This is a genomic window from Bacillus sp. RE35 (assembly GCF_052146655.1).
Taxonomy (GTDB): domain Bacteria; phylum Bacillota; class Bacilli; order Bacillales; family Bacillaceae_G; genus Bacillus_A; species Bacillus_A cereus.
This window is the reverse complement of record NZ_CP197377.1, coordinates 1,532,643-1,552,589: the sequence shown is the minus strand read 5'-3', so window position 1 is coordinate 1,552,589 and position 19,947 is coordinate 1,532,643. Positions and strand designations below refer to the sequence as shown.

The window sequence follows — 19,947 nt, the reverse complement described above, 5'->3', positions numbered from 1 at the left end:
ATTTAAATCATTATTACGAAATCAACTTGTACATGTTTCCCTTTATTTGTCACACACATATGTTATTTTGACCAAGACTATATTGTAAATGAGGTGACAACATGCCCATTACGAATCGATTTTCTACCACCACTAACGGCGCACTCGCTATTACAGGTAATACTTTAGGCTTAAGTAAAATCAGCAATCAAAACCGTGCTGGTACAATCGGGGCAATTGGTGCATTCGCAACTACGAATACTGCTTTACAAGTAACTACTTTTCCTGCTGGTACAACATTAAACTATACACAAAATAGTTCTACCGCTATTTTAAATATCCCTGCTGGTAGTACTATTCTTTACGCAGAACTCGTTTGGGGTGGAAACTATTTATCTCGTGATCAAAACATTACGAGTGTATTAGGAAACCCAGTTTCTTTTACAACACCTGTTTCAACATACTCGATTACTCCTTCAGCTGTTACGGCTTCAAATCAAACTTTCGTTTCAAACTCTATTACATTTGGCTTTTACACTCGTTCAGCAGACGTAACAACTCTTATTCAAGCGGGAGGTGCTGGTTCCTATACTACAGGAGCGGTTCCTGGACTTGTAGATCCTATAGATGCTTCTAATGGAACAATTAATTCGGCTGGATGGACGCTTATCGTCGCTTATCAAAACGGGACATTGCCAGCAAGAAACTTAACCATTTATGTAGCTGGTAACCGTGTTTCTGCAGAAACTGGTAGTGCCGATGTATCTGTTTCTGGATTTTTAACACCTTCAGGAGGACCAGTAAGCGGGAGATTATTTTTAAGTTCTACCGAAGGAGATGCAGATTTAACCGGGGATCAAGCTTTATTTGGACCAAATTTCAGTTCATTAAATGCTTTATCTGGACCAAATAATGCCATAAATAATTTCTTCGGTTCTCAAGTTAATAATGCTGCAGGAAACTTAGATACAACTGGGACATTTGGAACGCGAAATCAAAGTGCTTCTACAGGTACAAACATTTCCGCAGGAAGACAGGGCTGGGATATTACTTCTATTGATATTTCTCCTTATTTAACAAACTCACAAGTATCCGCTGCAATCCGTTTAACTACTAACGGAGATGCATATATGTTAAATACAGTCGGCTTACAAATTAATATAAACTCCCCAAATATACAAGCAACGAAAAGCGTAAATAAAAGTGTTGCTGCAATTGGAGATATTCTCACTTATACAGTTACTATCCCTAACACCGGGCTTCTTCCTGCCAATAACGCTATTTTTATAGATAGTCTCCCTAATGGTACTTCTTTTATACCCGGCACTGTAACAGTAGATAACGTACCACAAACAAATGCAAATCCTGCGGCTGGTATATCTCTTGGAACAATTAATAATGGTGCTTCTCGTATAGTAACTTTCCAAGCTACTGTCGTTTCTCTTCCAAGTCAAAATCCTATCTCTAACACTGCTAATATTACATTTCAATATACACCAATCGCCGGAGGAACAACTTTTAATGGTCTTGCAACAAGTAACTCTGCTGGAACACAAATTAACCTTGCAGATATTAATGGAACAAAATCAGTTAACAAACTTTTTACCGATATTGGTGAAACATTAACTTACAGTATTGCCTTAGCTAATATAGGAAATATCGCTGCAACGAATGTGATATATACGGATCCGATTCCTAGCGGGACTACTTTCATTCCAGGGAGTGTAACTGTGAACGGAGTTACTCAAGCTGGCGCAAATCCCGCTAATGGTATAACAATTGGTTCAATTGCCGCAAATTCCACTACTACTATTTCATTCCAAGTGCTCGTTCCTTCTATCCCTCAAACAAACCCAATATTAAATAGTGGAACAACAACATATCAATACATTCCTGTACCTAATCAACCAGCAGTAAGTGGGACTGATACGACAAATATTGTCTCCACTCAAGTGAATAATGCTACTGTAACAATGACGAAAGCAGTAGATAAAAATTTTGCAGATATTGGTGATACACTAACGTACACCGTTTCCTTTACAGGTACAGGTAATACAAATGCGAACAATGTTATTTTTACAGATGTCATCCCTACTGGAACAACTTTCGTTCTAAACAGTTTAACAATAGATGGCACGACACAAGTGGGTGCAAATCCCGCTACCGGCGTGAACATTGGATCCATAACAAGCGGCACAACAAAAAATGTTGCATTTCAAGTAGTAGTAAACACAATACCCACGTCAAATGTCGTATCTAACGGATCAAGCGCTTCTTATCAATATACTGTCAATCCTAGCCAATCACCTGTTACAAAAAATATTTCTTCGAATCTCGTTTCCACTCAAATTAACAATGCGAATGTAACATTAACAAAATCAACAAATAAACAATTTGCTACAATTGGCGAAACAATAAGTTATACAATCCTTATTACAAACAGTGGAAATACAGCCGCTAATAACGTGCAACTAACAGATCCACTTCCAAACGGAACGATATTGACTCCTGGTACTGTAACACTAAACGGAGTTTTACAAAATGTAGATTCTCTCGTTGCTTTACCTATCGGCACAATTCCTGGTGGGTCTACTGTTACCCTTTCTTTCCAAGTAACAGTCATCAATATTACGACCCAAAATCCTATCATTAATAACGCCTTCGCTTCTTATCTATATACTGTAAATCCAAGTTTGCCACCGACTTCAAAAACAGCAAATTCTAATTCTGTTACATCAACAATTAGACTAGCAAATCTCCGTGCTAATAAATCTGTAGATAAAACGTTTGCGGAAGTTGGCGATGTATTAACTTACACCTTCGCTCTTACGAACGATGGGAATGTTGCAGCAAACAATGTATTACTATCTGATTTAATTGCGAATGGAACCGCCTTTGTCCCAAACAGCGTTATAGTTAACAGTGTTACTCAGCCAGGCGTTACACCAGCTAGCATCAATATTGGTAGCATCAATGCTAATACTACAATTACAGCTTCATTCCAAGTAGTAATAACTAGCATTCCAAATCCAAACCCTATTTCAAATAGCGCTTCCATCTCCTATAACTTTATCGTTGATCCAAACGCTTCACCTGTAAGTAAGAACACTACTTCAACTACTACATTTACTCAAGTAAACGATGCAAATGTCATTTCAGCCAAAACAGTGGACCGAGCGTTCGCTACCGTAGGGGATATATTAACTTATACTGTTACTTTGACGAATGCAGGAAGTGTTTCTGCTGATAGTCCTACTTTCGTAGATACGAATCCAGACGGTACTACCTTTATCCCAAACACTTTTCTTATTAATGGTGTACTCCAAAATAACGCAGATCCAAATATAGGTGTTCCACTACCTTCCATTGCTGCTAATGGCTCACTTACTGTCTCTTATCAAGTAACCGTCACCTCTTTACCAACACAAAACCCAACATTAAATTCATCTAGTACACAGTATAGCTTTATTCTAAATCCGGGCGATCCACCAACTATAGAAACATCTGTAAGTAATACTGTAAGTACACAAATTAATTTAGCAAATGTAGTGATTGTCAAAGAAGTAGATTTAACTATCGCCGATGTCGGGCAACCAATCACATATACAATTTCTTTAGCTAATCTTGGCAATACTACAGCAAATAATGTTATTGTTACCGATATAATCCCTAATGGCTCCACTATCGTACCAAATAGTATTTTTATAGGTGGTACTTTACAACAAAGTGCAGACCCTAGTATTGGTCTTCAAGTCGGCTCCATTCCTTCAGGTGGTTTTACAACGATTGTTTTTCAAATAAGTGCAAATGGGCTACCTTCACCAAACCCAATTCAAAACAGCGCTTCACTTCAATATAGCTTTATCGCTGATCCAAACTTACCTGCTCTCGTTAGAAACACTGCTAGCAATATAGTAACTACACAAATTAATACTGCTAATATCGTTGCTACAAAACTCACAAGCACAAACTTCGCTGATGTTGGTGATGTCATACTATATGCAACTATTTTAACAAATAACGGGAATATCTCTGCTGCTAATGTAACGTTTACAGATATCATTCCAGCGGGTACCCTCTTCATTCCTAATACTGTAACGATTAATAATGTCCCTGTAGCTAACGCAAATCCTGCCACTGGCATTTCAATTGGTACGATAGGAGCGAATTCATCACGCACCGTTGCATTTCAAGTTTTTGTACCAACTATCCCTGCTGTAAACCCAATTACAAATCAATCAAGCACAACATTCCAATATACGTATGATCCATCCAAACCTGCTGTGATGCAGATGGTTGCTTCTAACACTGTACAGACAACTATTAATAACGCCTCAATTGCCGCTACTAAATCTGCAGATAAACAGTTTGCTAACGTAAATGATATTATTACGTACACGACTACTTTAACGAATAACGGGAACACACTTGCATCAAATGTAATATTTACAGATGTAATTCCAAACGGAACATCGTTTATTCCTAATAGTGTTACTGTAAATGGGAATACACTGCCTAATGTCAATCCAGCAAGCGGAATTGCAATCGACCCAATAAATCCGAATGCAAATACAATCATCTCATTCCAAGTACAAGTAAATTCTATCCCGAATCCAAATCCAATCCCGAACCAAAATAATACAACGTACCAGTATGTCGTAGATCCTAACTTACCTCCAGCATCCGCCAATACGTTAAGTAACGTAATAACAACTCAAATTAATAACGCTACTATTGTCGCTACTAAGTCTGTGAATACACCGACAGCTGCAATTGGTGATATTGTTACTTATACGATTGCAGTAACAAATACAGGTAATATCCCTGCTAGTGCAACTGTTTTAACAGATGGGCTTGGCGCAGGAGCTTCATTTATCCAAAACTCCGTAACGATCAATAATGTTCCACAACCAGGATTAGATCCATCACTTGGTGTTCACTTGGCAGATATTTCGCCAGGAGATACTGTATTCATTACTTTTCAAGCACAAATTTTAGCGATACCACCTAGTGGCACATTAACAAATAATGCTCTTGTAAATTATGAATATACCGTAAATCCAAACCAATCTCCTGCTGTTGGTAGCACTGTAACAAATACAACAGTTACACCAATTATTGACGCTACTTTAGTAATAAATAAAAGCGCTAGTACAACTTTCGCTACAATTGGTGATACAATTACATTCACTTCAGCTGTTACAAACAACGGAAATACTACTGCGAACAACATTATTTTTACTGATACAATTCCAAACGGTACTACCTTTATCCCAAATAGCTTTAAGATAAATGGTGTAACCGTTCCGAATGCAAATCCACAAAACGGTATCAATATTGGTAACTTGAATTCAAATGCATCTGCTACACTCAGTTTTCAAGTAAACATTACAACACTTCCAAACCCTAATCCAATCCCGAATAAATCATCGCTTCAATATAGCTTTATTGTAGATATAAATGAACCGCCAGTTTCACGAACAGTTCAATCTAATAAAACCTTTACACAAGTAAATACTGCTTCTGTTATCGCAACAAAAACTGCAAGCAGTGCTTTTGCTGCTGTTGGAGATACAATTACGTATACAACTACCCTCACCAATAGCGGAAATACTGCCGCAAACACACCTGTTTTTATCGATATATTACCACCTGAACTTTCATTCGTTCCTGATAGCGTACAAATTAATACCATCCCACAACTTGGATTTAGACCAGATAGCGGGATTTCTTTAGACTCAATTCCAGTTGGAGGAACGACAACAATTAGCTTTCAAGCTATCGTTGGCTCAATACCAGTTACAAATCCAACTTTGAACCAGTCTAGCACGACATACTCGATCATTGTTGATCCTACCCAGCCGCCGGTGACAGAAACAGCTACAAGTAATCCAACTTTAGTTCAAATTAACGAAGCGATTATTCAAGCAACGAAAAGTGTGGATCGGCTATTTTCTGACATAGCACCTGGAAATTCATTTTTAACGTATACAGTTTTATTAGAAAATGTAGGAAACACAACTGCTACGAATATCATTTTTACAGATCCGATTCCAAATAACACAGTATTTATAGAAGATAGCGTTCGAGTAGGCGGAGTTTTATTACCTGGAGTAAATCCAGCTAACGGGATACCAATTGGAGATATTATTGCAGGAGATTTTATAAATGTTACCTTCCGTGTGCAAGTAGTTAGCATTCCAAATCCAATTTTCACAATTGGACCAGGCGGACCAAACTCACCGGTTGTAAACGGCGCTTCTATTGATTATAAATTTATGACAGGACCTAATTTACCACTTGTTTCACGAAATACGACATCTAATTCTGTTTCGACACAAATAAATTCTGGGGAAATTGTGGCAATCAAATCTGCAGATAAAACTTTCGCAACGATTGGTGATACAATTTCTTATACAATTACATTAAGTAACCCTGGAAATGTCACTTCACAAAATATAATTTTCACGGATACTTTACCTGATGGGACGACATTCATATCTGGCACTCTTACAAACGATTCTGGTACACAGCAAATCGGAAATCCATCTAAAGGGATTCAGATTGGAAATATAAACCCAAATGGAACGGCCGTGATTACTCTCAACGTACTTGTTACAAACATTCCAAGTATAAACCCAATTTCTAATTTTAGTTCTGTACAATTTGCACATGTAGTTGATCCTAGCCAACCTGCCGTAACACAAACGAACGTATCTAATGCTGTTTCGACAACAATTAATAGTGCAATATTAACGACCCAAAAAAGCGTTGATAAATCTATCATTTCTGTTGGAGATACGATTACGTATACAACAACTATTACAAATACAGGAAATACGACTGCAACGAATATAACGTTCACGAGCGCAATTCCAGCTAACACTACATTTATACCAAACTCAGTCAAAATAAATGGGGTTCAGCAATCTGGTGCGCAACCAGCACTTGGAGTAACTATACCAAATATTGCTCCTGGTGAAACAGTAACCGTTACTTTCCAAGCAAATGTTCTTTCTGTTCCCCCTTCAAGTTCAATTATGGGTAATGACACAATTTTATATTCTTATACTGTCGATCCAAACGGAACTCCTATTACAACTTCTACTTCCACGAATATCGTTACAAACCCGGTACTAGATGCTATGATAACGATGGTAAAATCGGTCGATCAAACAATTGTAACACTAGGTGATACCATTACCTATACAACCATTTTAACGAATAATGGCAATACAAATGCAACGAATATTACTTTCACTGATCTTATTCCAGACGGCACAACGTTCATTCCGAATAGTGTCACAATCAATGGCAGTACACACATCGAACTCGATCCTAATACAGGTATAACAATCGGATCAATTGCTCCTAACAACTCAATATCTATCGCATTTCAAGTTACTGCTACTTCTACACCAAACCAAAATCCTGTAGCCAATTCCGCTACTGCTTCTTACACATTTATCGCTGATCCAAATGCACCGATCGTTTCAAGAAACGTTACTTCAAACACAGTGTTTACTACGATTAATACAGCTAACATTCTTTCATTAAAACAAGTCGATAAATCCTTTAGTCGTATTGGAGACACACTCACTTATACTGTCGTTTTAACAAACAATGGAAACTCATCTGCACAAAATGTTATATTTACAGATACAGTGCCAAGCGTCACTACATTTATTGCAAACACATTTTCTATTAATGGAGTTCCTCAAAGTGGGGCGGATCCATCGAACGGTGTGAATATTGGGACAATAACAGCCGGGACTACAGTAACAGTTTCGTTCCAAGTTACTGTAACATCATTACCAAACCAAAACCCAATTGTAAATTTCTCATCAACATCGTATCAATTAGTCTCACCGCCTGATGCAGAAACTTCAATTAGTAATCCTGTTTCAACCCAAATTAACGAAGCAATATTGTCTATGACGAAAAATGAAAGTGTATCCTTTGCAGATATCGGGCAAACTGCTTTTTATACTACTTCTATTACCAATGTAGGCAATACCGATGCAACTAATATTGTATTCACAGATGCATTACCAAGTGGACTCACATTTGTTCCTAACACATTAACTATCGATGGCGTTTTACAACCTAACGCGGATCCAAATACAGGTGTATTACTTGTAACACTTCCACCAAATGAAATATATAGTATCGTCTTTCAAGTTACAGTAAACAATATTCCCCTTAGTAACCCAGCACCAAATACAGCATCAACGACGTATGAATTTACTGTTGATCCTGTTAATTCTCCCGTTTCAAGTGCAGCTACTTCCAACACTACACTCCTTCAAATAAACAACGCAACTATTATTAGCACCAAAACAGCAGATCTTACTTTTGCGGATGTTGGTAATACAATAACATTTACACTTAACCTTCCTAATACCGGAAATGTGACCGCAACTGATGTAACTATTATCGATATTCTTGATAGCAATTTAAGTTTCGTTCCAAATAGTTTCACAGCTAATGGGCAAACCATTCCAAACGCCGATTTATCAACTGGTGTAAATATTGGTTCCATTAATGGTGGTAATACGGCAATCGTTACATTCCAAGCAACTGTTATTACACTTCCAACACTTAATCCCATTTCTAACTCTGCTTCTACCACATATCATTATGTCGTTGATCCTAGCCAGCCACTTATTACAACTTCCAATCAATCTAATACAACGACCACACAAATTAATAGCGCTATCCTTACTGCACAAAAAAATTCAAATGTATCTACGGTAGATATCGGGCAGGATATTACCTACACCGTTACAATTACAAATAGCGGAAATGTAAGTGCAACGAATGTTATTTTTACCGACCTTATTCCAGACGGAACTTCCTTTGAACCGAATAGCTTTACACTGAACGGAACTAGCATCCCAAATGCAGATATCATTACAGGCGTTCCAATCGGTGATATCGCGCCAAACGAATCTGTCATCGTAGCATTTAACATTATCGCCAATGAAATTCCGCCTATAAATCCAATTACTAATCAAGCTAGCGTTAGCTTTCAACATATCGTTAATCCAGCTAATCCCCCAGTTTCAAAAAACATTATTTCTAACAACGTTACAACAAAAATTGAAAGTGCTATTTTAAATACTATTAAAATAGGAGATAAAACTTTTGCAACGATTGGTGATACGATTACGTATACAACGACTATTACGAACACAGGCAATATTCCTGCTAACAACGCTATATTCTCAGACCCTTTACCATCGTGGACACAATTTGTTGCAGAATCAGTTATTGTTGATGGCACTCCATTACCATCCGCTTCGATTATTAACGGTGTTGGCATAAATACAATCAATCCAAATCAAACTGTTACAATCATATTCCAAGTACAAATCGTAAGTAATCCAACAACGTTCACACCTGAACTCCAAAACTTAGGATTTGTTAACTTCCAATATAACGTAGGCAATGCATTACTGGCTCAACCTGGCAATGTGGAAACGAATGTCTTCGTTACTTCTATTAATACAGCAATACTTTCAGCTGTAAAAACTGCTAATACAGCCTTTGCAAATATTGGAGATACGATCACTTATACAGTTTTGATTCAAAATAGCGGCAATACAAACGCTACGAATATAAATTTCTCAGACCCAGTTCCAGCAGGAACAACCTTTGTTGAAAATAGTTTTGCTGTAAATGGAAGTACCATTCCAGGTGCAAATCCAAATAACGGAGTGAATATCGGAACAATTAGCTCGGATAGTTCCTTAACCGTTACTTTCCAAGTCATAGTTACATCAACTCCACCTTCAAATCCGATTACAAACGTAGCATCTATTCAATACACATTCATCGTTGATCCGGCCTCTCCTCCTGTTACAGGCACGATAAATTCTAATAGCGCTTCAACACAAATTAATAACGCGACTGTTACAACTGTTTTACAAGCAAATCGTTCAATTGTGTCTATCGGGGATATAATTACGTATACAGCAACATTAACGAATACTGGAAACTTCCCTGCAAACTCTGTATTACTCATTAATGGAGTTCCTGAAGGAGCATTATTTGTTTCAAATAGTGTTACGCTCAACGGGATTTCACTTCCAGATGCAAGTCCAACTCTCGGTATTCCCGTTGGTATTATCGCACCAGGTGATTCCGCTACTATTACGTTCCAATTTCTTGCAAGTTCTATTCCACCACAAGGAGCAATTATAAATCAAGCACTTACAAGTTACACGTATATTGTCGATCCAAGTCAACCTCCTGTTACAGCAACATCCTCGTCTAATACGGTTAATACAGCTGTTGTTGATGCATCATTATCCGTAATTAAAAGTACAGATTCTCTCGTACAATCTACTGACGGTACAATCACTTACACAGTAGTCGTTCAAAATAACGGAAATACTACTGCAAATACAGTTACTTTAACAGATTTGGTCCCCGAAGGAACTGCCTTTATTCCGAATAGCGTAACTATTAATAGCGTTTCCGTTCCAGATGCTGATCCTAACGTAGGAATACCATTAAACTCCATCACACCGTCAGAAATCGTCACTGTAACATTCCAGGTTATCGTTCAATCTATTCCAAGCGTAAACCCAATTTCTAATACAGCCCGTATTGACTATACTTTTATCGCCGATCCAACTGCTCCTATCATCTCTCGAACAATTACGTCTAATCCTGCTTTCACACAAATTTCGGATGCGACTATCCTTTCTTTAAAAGCAGTCAATGCACAGCAAGCAACAACAGGTGATATTTTGACTTACACAATAACACTAGAAAATACAGGAAATATTCCAGCTACTAATCTCATATTTTCAGATACGATCCCCCAAGATACTACATTCGTAGAAAATAGTTTTACACTTAACGGAACAACTATACTTGATGCCAATCCAAATGTAGGTGTTACTTTACCTACTTTAGCAGCAAACGCTACTCACCTTATTTCGTTCCAAATTCTTATTAACGATTCATTCTCCCAAGAATCGATTACAAATCAATCCAATACAACATATACAATCCAACCAGACCCAGGGCAACCGCCTATTACTGAAACATCTACTAGTAATATCGTTATTACAAATTTCGTGCAAGCACAATTGGCAATTACAAAAACATCCAATCCAACAACTGTAGATATCGGTGGAACTATACTTTATATTTCTGAAGTGAAAAATATCGGTAATGTTGACGCAATAAATATTAATTTCACAGATTCTATCCCTGCTGGGACTACATTCGTTCCCGATAGTGTCACAATTAATGGTGTCCTTCAGCCAGGTGTAAATCCTGAAAACGGAATACCGATTGGAACAATTCCAGCAAACAGTTCCAAAACGATACTATTTCAAGTGCAAACAAATAATCCACCGAATGAAACTGAAATTGTAAATCAATCTTCAGCAACTTACCAATATGTAAGTATTCCTACAGCCCCACCAGTAAATCGCTCTGCAAATTCTAACATTGTTACAACATCACTTCAAAATGCAAATATTATTTCTGTTAAAAGTGCGGATGTAAATTTCGTATCAATCGGGCAAATGATTACCTACACAAATACACTTCAAAATATAGGAACCGTTCCGGCTAACAATATCGTGTTCATTGATAACATTCCAGAAGATACTATATTCATTGAAGATAGCTTAGCAATAAATAATGTAATTCAGCCTGGCGTGAATCCTGAAAACGGAGTAACTCTCGGCACGATACAACCAAATGAAACAGTCACTATTTCATTCCAAGTACAACTTACAAATATACCAGAGGGCAATACAGTCATTAATATTTCAGACACTTCGTACGAATACCAAATTGACCCTAGTTCTCCAATTATTCAGCGTAGATCGTTATCAAATGCAGTAAATACTGAAGTGCGAACGGCAAATGTTAGTGCAATTAAATCCGCTAACAGATCCATTACACGTATCGGTCAAATCATCACATATACAGTCGCAGTTACAAACGCCGGTACAATACCTATTACAAATACTCTCCTACTTGACGCAATTGCTTCTGGCACCACATTCGTTCCAAATAGCATTCTTGTAGATGGCGTACCAAGACCTAACGAAAATCCAATTACCGGTATCAATCTTGATATAATTCTTCCAAATAATACGATTATTGTTACGTTCCAAGTAAGCGTAGTTTCTATACCGCCACAAAATAACATTAATAATATCGCCGTCATTCACTATGAGTATCGACCAGACCCAAGCACACCACCAATTTCAGAAACGACCTCTTCCAATGCTACAAACATACAATTTATTGATGCTATTCTTATTGCTACAAAATCTGCTAATACTGTATTAGCTACTATTGATGAAACCATTGAATATACAGTATTCATTCAAAATAATGGATCGGCTACAACTAACTCCATCTTTTTTACAGATACTATAGCAGATGGAACAGTATTTATTCCAGGAAGTGTAATAGTTAATAATACTGTACTTCCTGCAGCAGATCCGAATATCGGCTTTTCCATTCCTAATGTCGCAGCAGGTCAAATGGCTACAATAACATTCCAAGTTTCCGTTACGAATTTACCTACTGTAAATCCAACACCTAATACTGCAAACATCGCCTACGACTTTATTTTCAATCCTGACTTTGCACCAATTCAAAAATCTACTACTTCCAATACTACTTTCGTTCAAATTAATGATGCTGATATCGTTTCACTTAAAACTGTTGATTTAACCTCTGTAACGATTGGTGACATTTTAACTTATACAACAACTTTAACGAATACAGGGAATACGGATGCCACTGCTGTTGTATTTACAGACAATATACCTGATGGAACAACCTTTATTGACGGTAGCGTTTTAGTAAATAACATTCCTCAGCTTAACGCCAACCCAAGTGTAGGTATACTTGTGGGAACGATTGCTCCTAACATTTCTATCCCAGTCACATTTTCTGTTACCGTCGTAGCTCTTCCTGCTAGCGGTCATGTTCAAAATCAATCAACTTCTCGTTATACAATAAACGTGGAAGAACAAATATCGACTAGCAATATTACCTTCACTGAAGTTATTTCCGCTAATGTAATTGCGACAAAAACAACACCTATCCAATATGCTGACTTACAAACTATCATCCCTTATACAATTTCCATCATAAATAACGGAAATATACAAGTCGAAAACATTATTGTTACAGATATTATCCCAGCAAATACGAGCTTTATAGAGAATAGTGTTATCGTGAACGGCAACGCTCGGCCAAATGACAATCCTCTTAACGGTATACAAATTGATACCATTCCACCTAATACGACAGCAACTATTCTATTCCAAGTAAGGGTTACTTCGATTCCACAAACAAATCCAATCTCTAACACGAGTACAATTGAATATGAATACACGTTACCAGATCGACCACCTATTACCGAAACTATTATTTCATCAGCTGCCGCAACAGAAATTAATCACGCAAATTTGAATAGTAATAAAGCTGTTGACCTTGCATTTGCAACGGTTGGTGATACGTTAACGTATACGATTACACTAAATCAAACCGGTAATGTTGCAGTAAATGATGTAATCATTCAAGATATTATTCCTCAAGGTACTACGTTTATAGAAAATAGCGTCATTGTAAACGGAGAAACTCTTCCAGGAGTGAATCCAGTAAGCGGCATACCAATTGGTACTATAACTATTGGTGAAGATGCTATCGTTTCATTCCAAGTAACTGTGACTTCTATTCCAACACCAAATGAACTAAACAACAACGCAATTACTACTTTTAACTATATAGTCAACCCAAATAACGTACCTGTTACAAATACGACTACAACAAACACCGTCACAACTACTGTCCAAAATGATAATGTCATTGCGATAAAAGCTGTTGATTTCACAAGTGCCTTACCCGGTCAAACTTTAACGTATACCATCACGATTACTAATAATGGTAATATCATTATCGAAGACCTTCTTTTAGTAGACACAGCACCAGCAGATACGACATTTGTTATTGGTAGTGTTACGATTAACGGAATCAATCAACCTAATGCGAATCCGGAAAATGGTATTACGTTAGGAAATCTTGCTCCAAATGAATCTGTTATTATTACATTCCAAGTGACAATTTCTTCTTCTACTCTTCAATCTACAATCAATAACGATGCTACTATTTCCTATACGCCTATTGTCGGTCCAATCCAACCACCTATTACGATTACAAAGCAATTAAATACAGTTACAAAGCAAACAAATACCGTTACAACGACAGTCGTTGATCCGATGGTTGACATTGAAAAAACAGCTGACAAATCTATTGTCGTTATAGGAGATATCATTACATTCACATTAGCGGTATTTAATCACTCCCCAATTCCGACAATCAGTACTTCTGTTATAGACAGCATTCCAGCTGGTACAACATTTATAGAAAACAGCGTAACAATTAACGGTACTCCCGTTACAAATGTTCGTCCAGACACTGGTATTAATATCGGCTCTTTACCTGCAGATTCAGTAGCAACTATAACATTTCAAGTTCTCGTAACTTCTATTCCTTCAAACAGTACAATTATAAATTCTGCAACAGTTACCGCTGCCTTTCAATTGACACCACAGGATCCAATTATTACTTTCATTGTTAATTCAAATATTGTTCGTATACCAATTCAATTTATAACTGCAACAGTCACGAAAAATGCTTCCGTCAGCTCAGCTTATTTAAATCAATATTTTGATTACACAGTACGTATTACCAATAATTCCAAAATTTCACTCTCAAATATTTCTTTACAAGATACCATTCCAGCAGGTTTACAATTTATAAACGGCACTGTCTTTATTAACGGTGAACGCTCTCCACTAGCGAATCCGAATATCGGTTTCCTAGTTGCCACTAATTTGGAACCAAACGAAACAATTATCGTATTATTCACAGTACAAGTAATAAGTCCACCTGTTAATAATGAATTTAAAAATACGGCCAATATTTCGTTACAACTTCAAGTCTCGCCTACCGACCCACCAATTACAGTAACCGTTACAAGTAACGAAAACATCGTCACTTTTTTTCCAGAAAATCCAGATGAAACACTTCCAAATTTAAATTGCTTCTTTGACGGTGAACGCTTCATTCGCATTACTCCTCGAAATATACGAAATTACCTTTGGACTTGGATTTGGTGGAAGTAATTGAAACAAAAAAGAGATTGTAGTTTGGTTGAAACCAAATTACAATCTCTTTTTCATTACCTATATCCCACTACGTTGTAACTCGTCCAAGGATATACAATTAAACAACATCTCAAGTTATCTTAGTCGTAATAAGTTGGCCAGCTTCATTAATAGTAACTTTCCATTTCACTCCACTAGCAGTCTTCATGATTATACCTTTACTTGCCTCTATTTCAATATCTCCAAACATTCTTCCGCCAGTTGTCGCTAACCAAGCGTTCCCATTTTCCATAGAAGACCTTGCAAAAATACGATTAATTCGAAAACGCTTATGATCTTGAGAATAACCACTTAATGTAATTCTAACTTTATATAACTGACTCGCCTTCATATTCGATATAATTGTATCGCCAACATTTAATGGAACATCCAACGCGATAACCCAACTTCCAGTTGCGCTTAATGCATATTCAATTTTAATTTTCTTTGGGCTCTCTCCCCACCCAAAATACATTCCAAAACAATTTAACATTTGTATTGGTTTTTTCGTAAAATCCAGTTCAATTACAACTGGATTACTATCTGGAACGTCAATATAGTTTACACTTTGTTCATCTATTAAATTAAAGCAATTTGCGAGATTCCCCCCGTAAGGCACTTTCCCACTTACTTGCTTAATCGTATACTTCTGCTGAGCATTTACTAAAATATCATCTTGATTCCCTATTAAATGTGGTTTATTTAACGTAATCGGTAACTGAATTCGAAGAGATTCTTCATAGGTAGACTTACAAACATTGTATTGTCCTTTATCTACAATAGTTGTAGAAAGTAAATTTGAAAAAAGGTAGTTACGATGCGAATTAGAAGAAAATTCAATGACAATTTGTTCACTACTCATCCGGTACGTATCCCAAATCATACAATCAAATGTATTATACGCACCTGAGCAACGAATTGCTTTTTTCGTTTGTTGTCTACATTGCACTTGAATATCATGAAACGTATTTCCTGAACTTTCATTTGGCAAATCACTATTTCCATCTACTTCAATCCCATACACACATCCATCAATAAATATTGATTGAAATACATTGGCATTAATCCAGCAAGGTGTATTGATATCATCTATATACTCTGTTTTCAAATATATTGCAGTTTGAAAGTTTTTAATTTGAATAAATTTAACTTGAAAGAAACTAATATAATCCCATGCCTTTTGACAATAAAAATGTATAGCTTTTCCTTTATACGATGGAGTTGTATTTATTATATTTATATTTGATATAACAGATTGATTAGGTACTTCGATTTGTTGTGAACCAGAAACATAAATGACAGCCGATTGAAACAACGGATTTATAACTTGAATAGTACCACCAACTATCGAAGCGTTACTTTGTAGCTCAAATGCATTAAAATCCCCATCAATTTGCAGCGTTACGGTAGGATCTAACTCTAATCTTACGTTTGATTTAATAACAATCGGCTTGACAATTTTGTACGTATTTACCCCTGTAATTCTAACCGTCGAAATTCGATTCGCTACACAATAATCAATAGCTTGCTGAATTGCTAATGAGCTATCATTTCCCGAGTTTGGAACTGCGCCAAAACAATCAATGTGAACGCTACTTTCTGGCGCACAATCTTCTTGGGAAGAAATATATTCTGACAAAATAAATTCACTCCTCATATTACCTTTTTTCATATAATATGTGAGTTCTCTCTTAAAAGTTTCTATAATAAAAAAAACAAACGACCTACCCGGTCATTTGTTTAACTCATATATATTTTTCGTTTCTTCTATCATTTTAGCTAACGAGAAATACCTCACTGCTTTCTCTCGTGCTTTCAATCTAATATCATTTACCCTTTGTTCATCCCCTTGTAGTTCTTCAAGTGCACTTGCGAATTCAGATTCGCAATATTCAGATATTAAAACACCTGATTCTCCATCTATTACCGCTTCATGTATTCCACCAACATCTATTGAAACAATTGGTGTCCCTGTAGCCATCGCTTCAATTACTACCATTGGAAACACTTCACGAAAAGATAATAAAAGTAAAGCATCCATATTCCCTATAAACTCATGCGGCTCTGAAATATTCCCTAGCATCTTCACCCTTTGCTGTAATCCATATTTTTCTATTTCTTTCATAATCGATTCTTTCTCTGGTCCATCACCAGCAATATAAAACATAAAATCATTTCTCTTTTTCAACACATTTGCAATTTTGACAAATAGTTGATGGTTTTTCTCTTTGGATAATCTAGCTAATATCCCTATTTTATATGTAGATTCTTTCTTTTTCTGCTGGAATAAAAACTTTTCAATATCGACACCGTTATAAATTGTATTTATTTTTTCTTCTGCTACATGAATTGAAATTAAATTATTCTTCTCAAACTCACTTACTGTAATAATATTGTTCACATATTTATTCATGAAATAACGAAAAAGCGTTGGCATTTTCTTTTCTAATATCGTTACATTATGTTTCGTATAAACAATTTTCATCTTTTTTTTAATAAACTTTTGAATTAGAAAAGCATATAATACCATTCGCAAACTATTTGCATGAATAAGCTCTATCTTTCGTTTACAAATTTCGTTTCGTAAATAATAAATATTTCTCAAATGATTCCATCGACTAAGTAATATAAAATTTTCTTTTCTAGTAAGAGATTCATATAGTTCTCCATCACCTGCAGCTGTATAAATCTTAAAATCATCATAACGCAAATTACTTTCCAATTTACAAAAATAGCTCTCGGCTCCGCCAGTTATCAATTTATCTGTCATCAACAGTATATTCATAATTGCGTCTTCCCAACTACATTGATTTTATTTTTTTTATAAGCATGATAAGCATACTTACTAAAATAGTAAAAAATTTGCACCGAATTCAGTCGTTCTTGTTCCCTTAACAATTTCCAATACCGGAAAGCTGCTCTAATTTTATTTCTAGAAACAGAATTTGTAACAATTCTATATTTTGCTAACACTTGCTGTATCCCTTTTGCTTCATACCCTTCATGTAATAAGTTCAGCCATAACGCTGTATCTTCCGGCTGTATACTAGGCATTTCGACATATGGAATTTTTTCACGATCAATCATCACTGTTAAACAACCGATAATTGTATTTCCTACTAAATAATGATAGTCAACAGATTTTGGTGCACTCACTTCACGATTTAATTCATTACCGTTTTCATCAATTAAACTATACGACGCATATGAAAAAGCAATATTCATTTCTTCCATAAATAACAATTGTGTCTTCAATTTATGCGGCAACCATATATCATCGCTATCTAAAAAGGCAATGTACCTTCCTCTCGCCTCTTGGATCGCTAAATTCCGAGCTTTAGCAGCACCAACATTTTGTTTTAATGATAATAACCTAATACGTGAGTCTCCTTCTATTATATCTTTAATTTTTGTGGCAGATTGGTCGGTTGAACCGTCATCAACGATAAGCATTTCCCAGTTTTCATACGATTGATTCTGTACAGATAAAATTGTCTCACCTATAAATCGTATACTATTATAAGAAGGTGTTATTACAGAAACATAAGGCGGCTCGTTATGTGCTGATAGACATTTTACCATCTATCTTTCCCCTTCCTTCATATATTGAAATATACTTCACAACAACTGCTAAAAATAAAAAGAATGCTTCGTTAATAATGAGTGACAATGACATCATCTGAAATATAAATGCAATCATAGTCAATAGAAGATATGGTTTTTCACGAAACAAAGTATGCTGCGCTAGCTTGAACATTAATATGAATAAAAACGCGCTATATAGAAGAAAACCAATTGTACCCGATTCAGACAAGATTTCTAAAAATGTATTGTGTACATATAATTTTTCATTAAATTGATACTCATAATAATTCGAAAAGTTAAAAGCACCGATTCCGATATATGGATTGGATAAATAATATTTAAAAGCAGCTTCCCATAATGTAAATCTACCACTTCCATTATCATGGGAAAAATCAGAAATTCGTTTATTTAATATGTCATCTAATTGCCCCCCCATTACACTATTCGATAAACTAAAAATAACTACACTAAACAATACTAAACTTATAATTATTTTTATTTTTTTAGCGAAACTAGACATACATATATATACAAAAACGACAAGCACAAGCGCTAGTATACCACCCCTTGAAAAAGTTAATAAACTCGTCGTAACACATAAAATTAACCCTAGAATGTTAGTGATATTTTGTAAATTCGTCATATAGTACATAAAAAATATTGTATTATAGAAAATAAAGATGTTAGGATCATCTAGCAATCCAATTAACCGTGGATATCCTCTATCCACTAATAAACCAGCAAAAATTTCTCTCTCTTCTCCACCGTATAAACTAAAGTATTGTAAACCGATTATATAGAGTATTAGACTTACAACATTAAATACTACTCCTACATAAGCAATAGATGATTCAAGTACCACTATTTCAGTATTCCCCAATAAATTTCTCATTATAAAATAGCATCCTAAAACGAGTAGCACGCCAAAAATCATACGAATACTAGCATTTAAATACATAGAAAGAATTCCACTTAAACAATAAATGAAATAAAACAGTAAAAATATAACTTCATGAAAATATAATTTTTGAATATGAAAGTCTTTAATTGTTAAACAAAAATATATGACTAAAAAAATCATATATATCTTCAATGAAAATCCAATATATAAATTGTATTTACTTAACATAACAAATAATATTAGAAGAATAATCCATCCCATCGATACTTTCATATTATTTTCCAT

The 19,947-nt window shown here is 35.7% G+C and carries 5 protein-coding genes; 1 reads left to right on the top strand and 4 read right to left on the bottom strand.

From position 1 onward, the window contains the following. Positions 1-101 precede the first annotated feature (101 nt). Positions 102-15,155, top strand: coding sequence for a cell surface protein (locus tag ACTL4X_RS08115; protein ID WP_441395012.1), 15,054 nt, complete (start codon positions 102-104; stop codon positions 15,153-15,155). Positions 15,156-15,267: 112 nt separating this feature from the next. Here the strand turns inward: ACTL4X_RS08115 and ACTL4X_RS08110 are convergent, their stop codons facing one another. The 4 genes from ACTL4X_RS08110 to ACTL4X_RS08095 form a co-directional block, all read right to left on the bottom strand. After that, positions 15,268-16,815, bottom strand: coding sequence for a hypothetical protein (locus ACTL4X_RS08110; RefSeq protein WP_000006056.1), 1,548 nt, complete (start codon positions 16,813-16,815; stop codon positions 15,268-15,270). Positions 16,816-16,908: 93 nt separating this feature from the next. Then, positions 16,909-17,961 (bottom strand): glycosyltransferase family 4 protein, encoded by a 1,053-nt coding sequence (locus ACTL4X_RS08105; RefSeq protein WP_001023704.1) that lies wholly within the window; start codon positions 17,959-17,961, stop codon positions 16,909-16,911. Then, complete coding sequence (locus ACTL4X_RS08100) at positions 17,958-18,758, bottom strand: glycosyltransferase family 2 protein (RefSeq protein ID WP_000237682.1); 801 nt, start codon at positions 18,756-18,758, stop codon at positions 17,958-17,960. The genes ACTL4X_RS08105 and ACTL4X_RS08100 overlap by 4 nt, the downstream gene beginning before the upstream one ends. Continuing rightward, on the bottom strand, positions 18,733-19,947 hold the full coding sequence (locus tag ACTL4X_RS08095; RefSeq protein ID WP_000429874.1) for an O-antigen ligase family protein: 1,215 nt from the start codon (positions 19,945-19,947) through the stop codon (positions 18,733-18,735). Before ACTL4X_RS08095 ends, ACTL4X_RS08100 begins: the two co-directional genes overlap by 26 nt.

What these genes read in the sequence shown, in the direction of transcription:
- ACTL4X_RS08115 (WP_441395012.1), top strand. Translation starts at nt 102, where the DNA reads ATGCCCATTACGAATCGATTTTCTACCACCACTAACGGCGCACTCGCT.
- ACTL4X_RS08105 (WP_001023704.1), bottom strand. Translation starts at nt 17,961, where the DNA reads ATGAATATACTGTTGATGACAGATAAATTGATAACTGGCGGAGCCGAG.
- ACTL4X_RS08100 (WP_000237682.1), bottom strand. Translation starts at nt 18,758, where the DNA reads ATGGTAAAATGTCTATCAGCACATAACGAGCCGCCTTATGTTTCTGTA.
- ACTL4X_RS08095 (WP_000429874.1), bottom strand. Translation starts at nt 19,947, where the DNA reads ATGGAAAATAATATGAAAGTATCGATGGGATGGATTATTCTTCTAATA.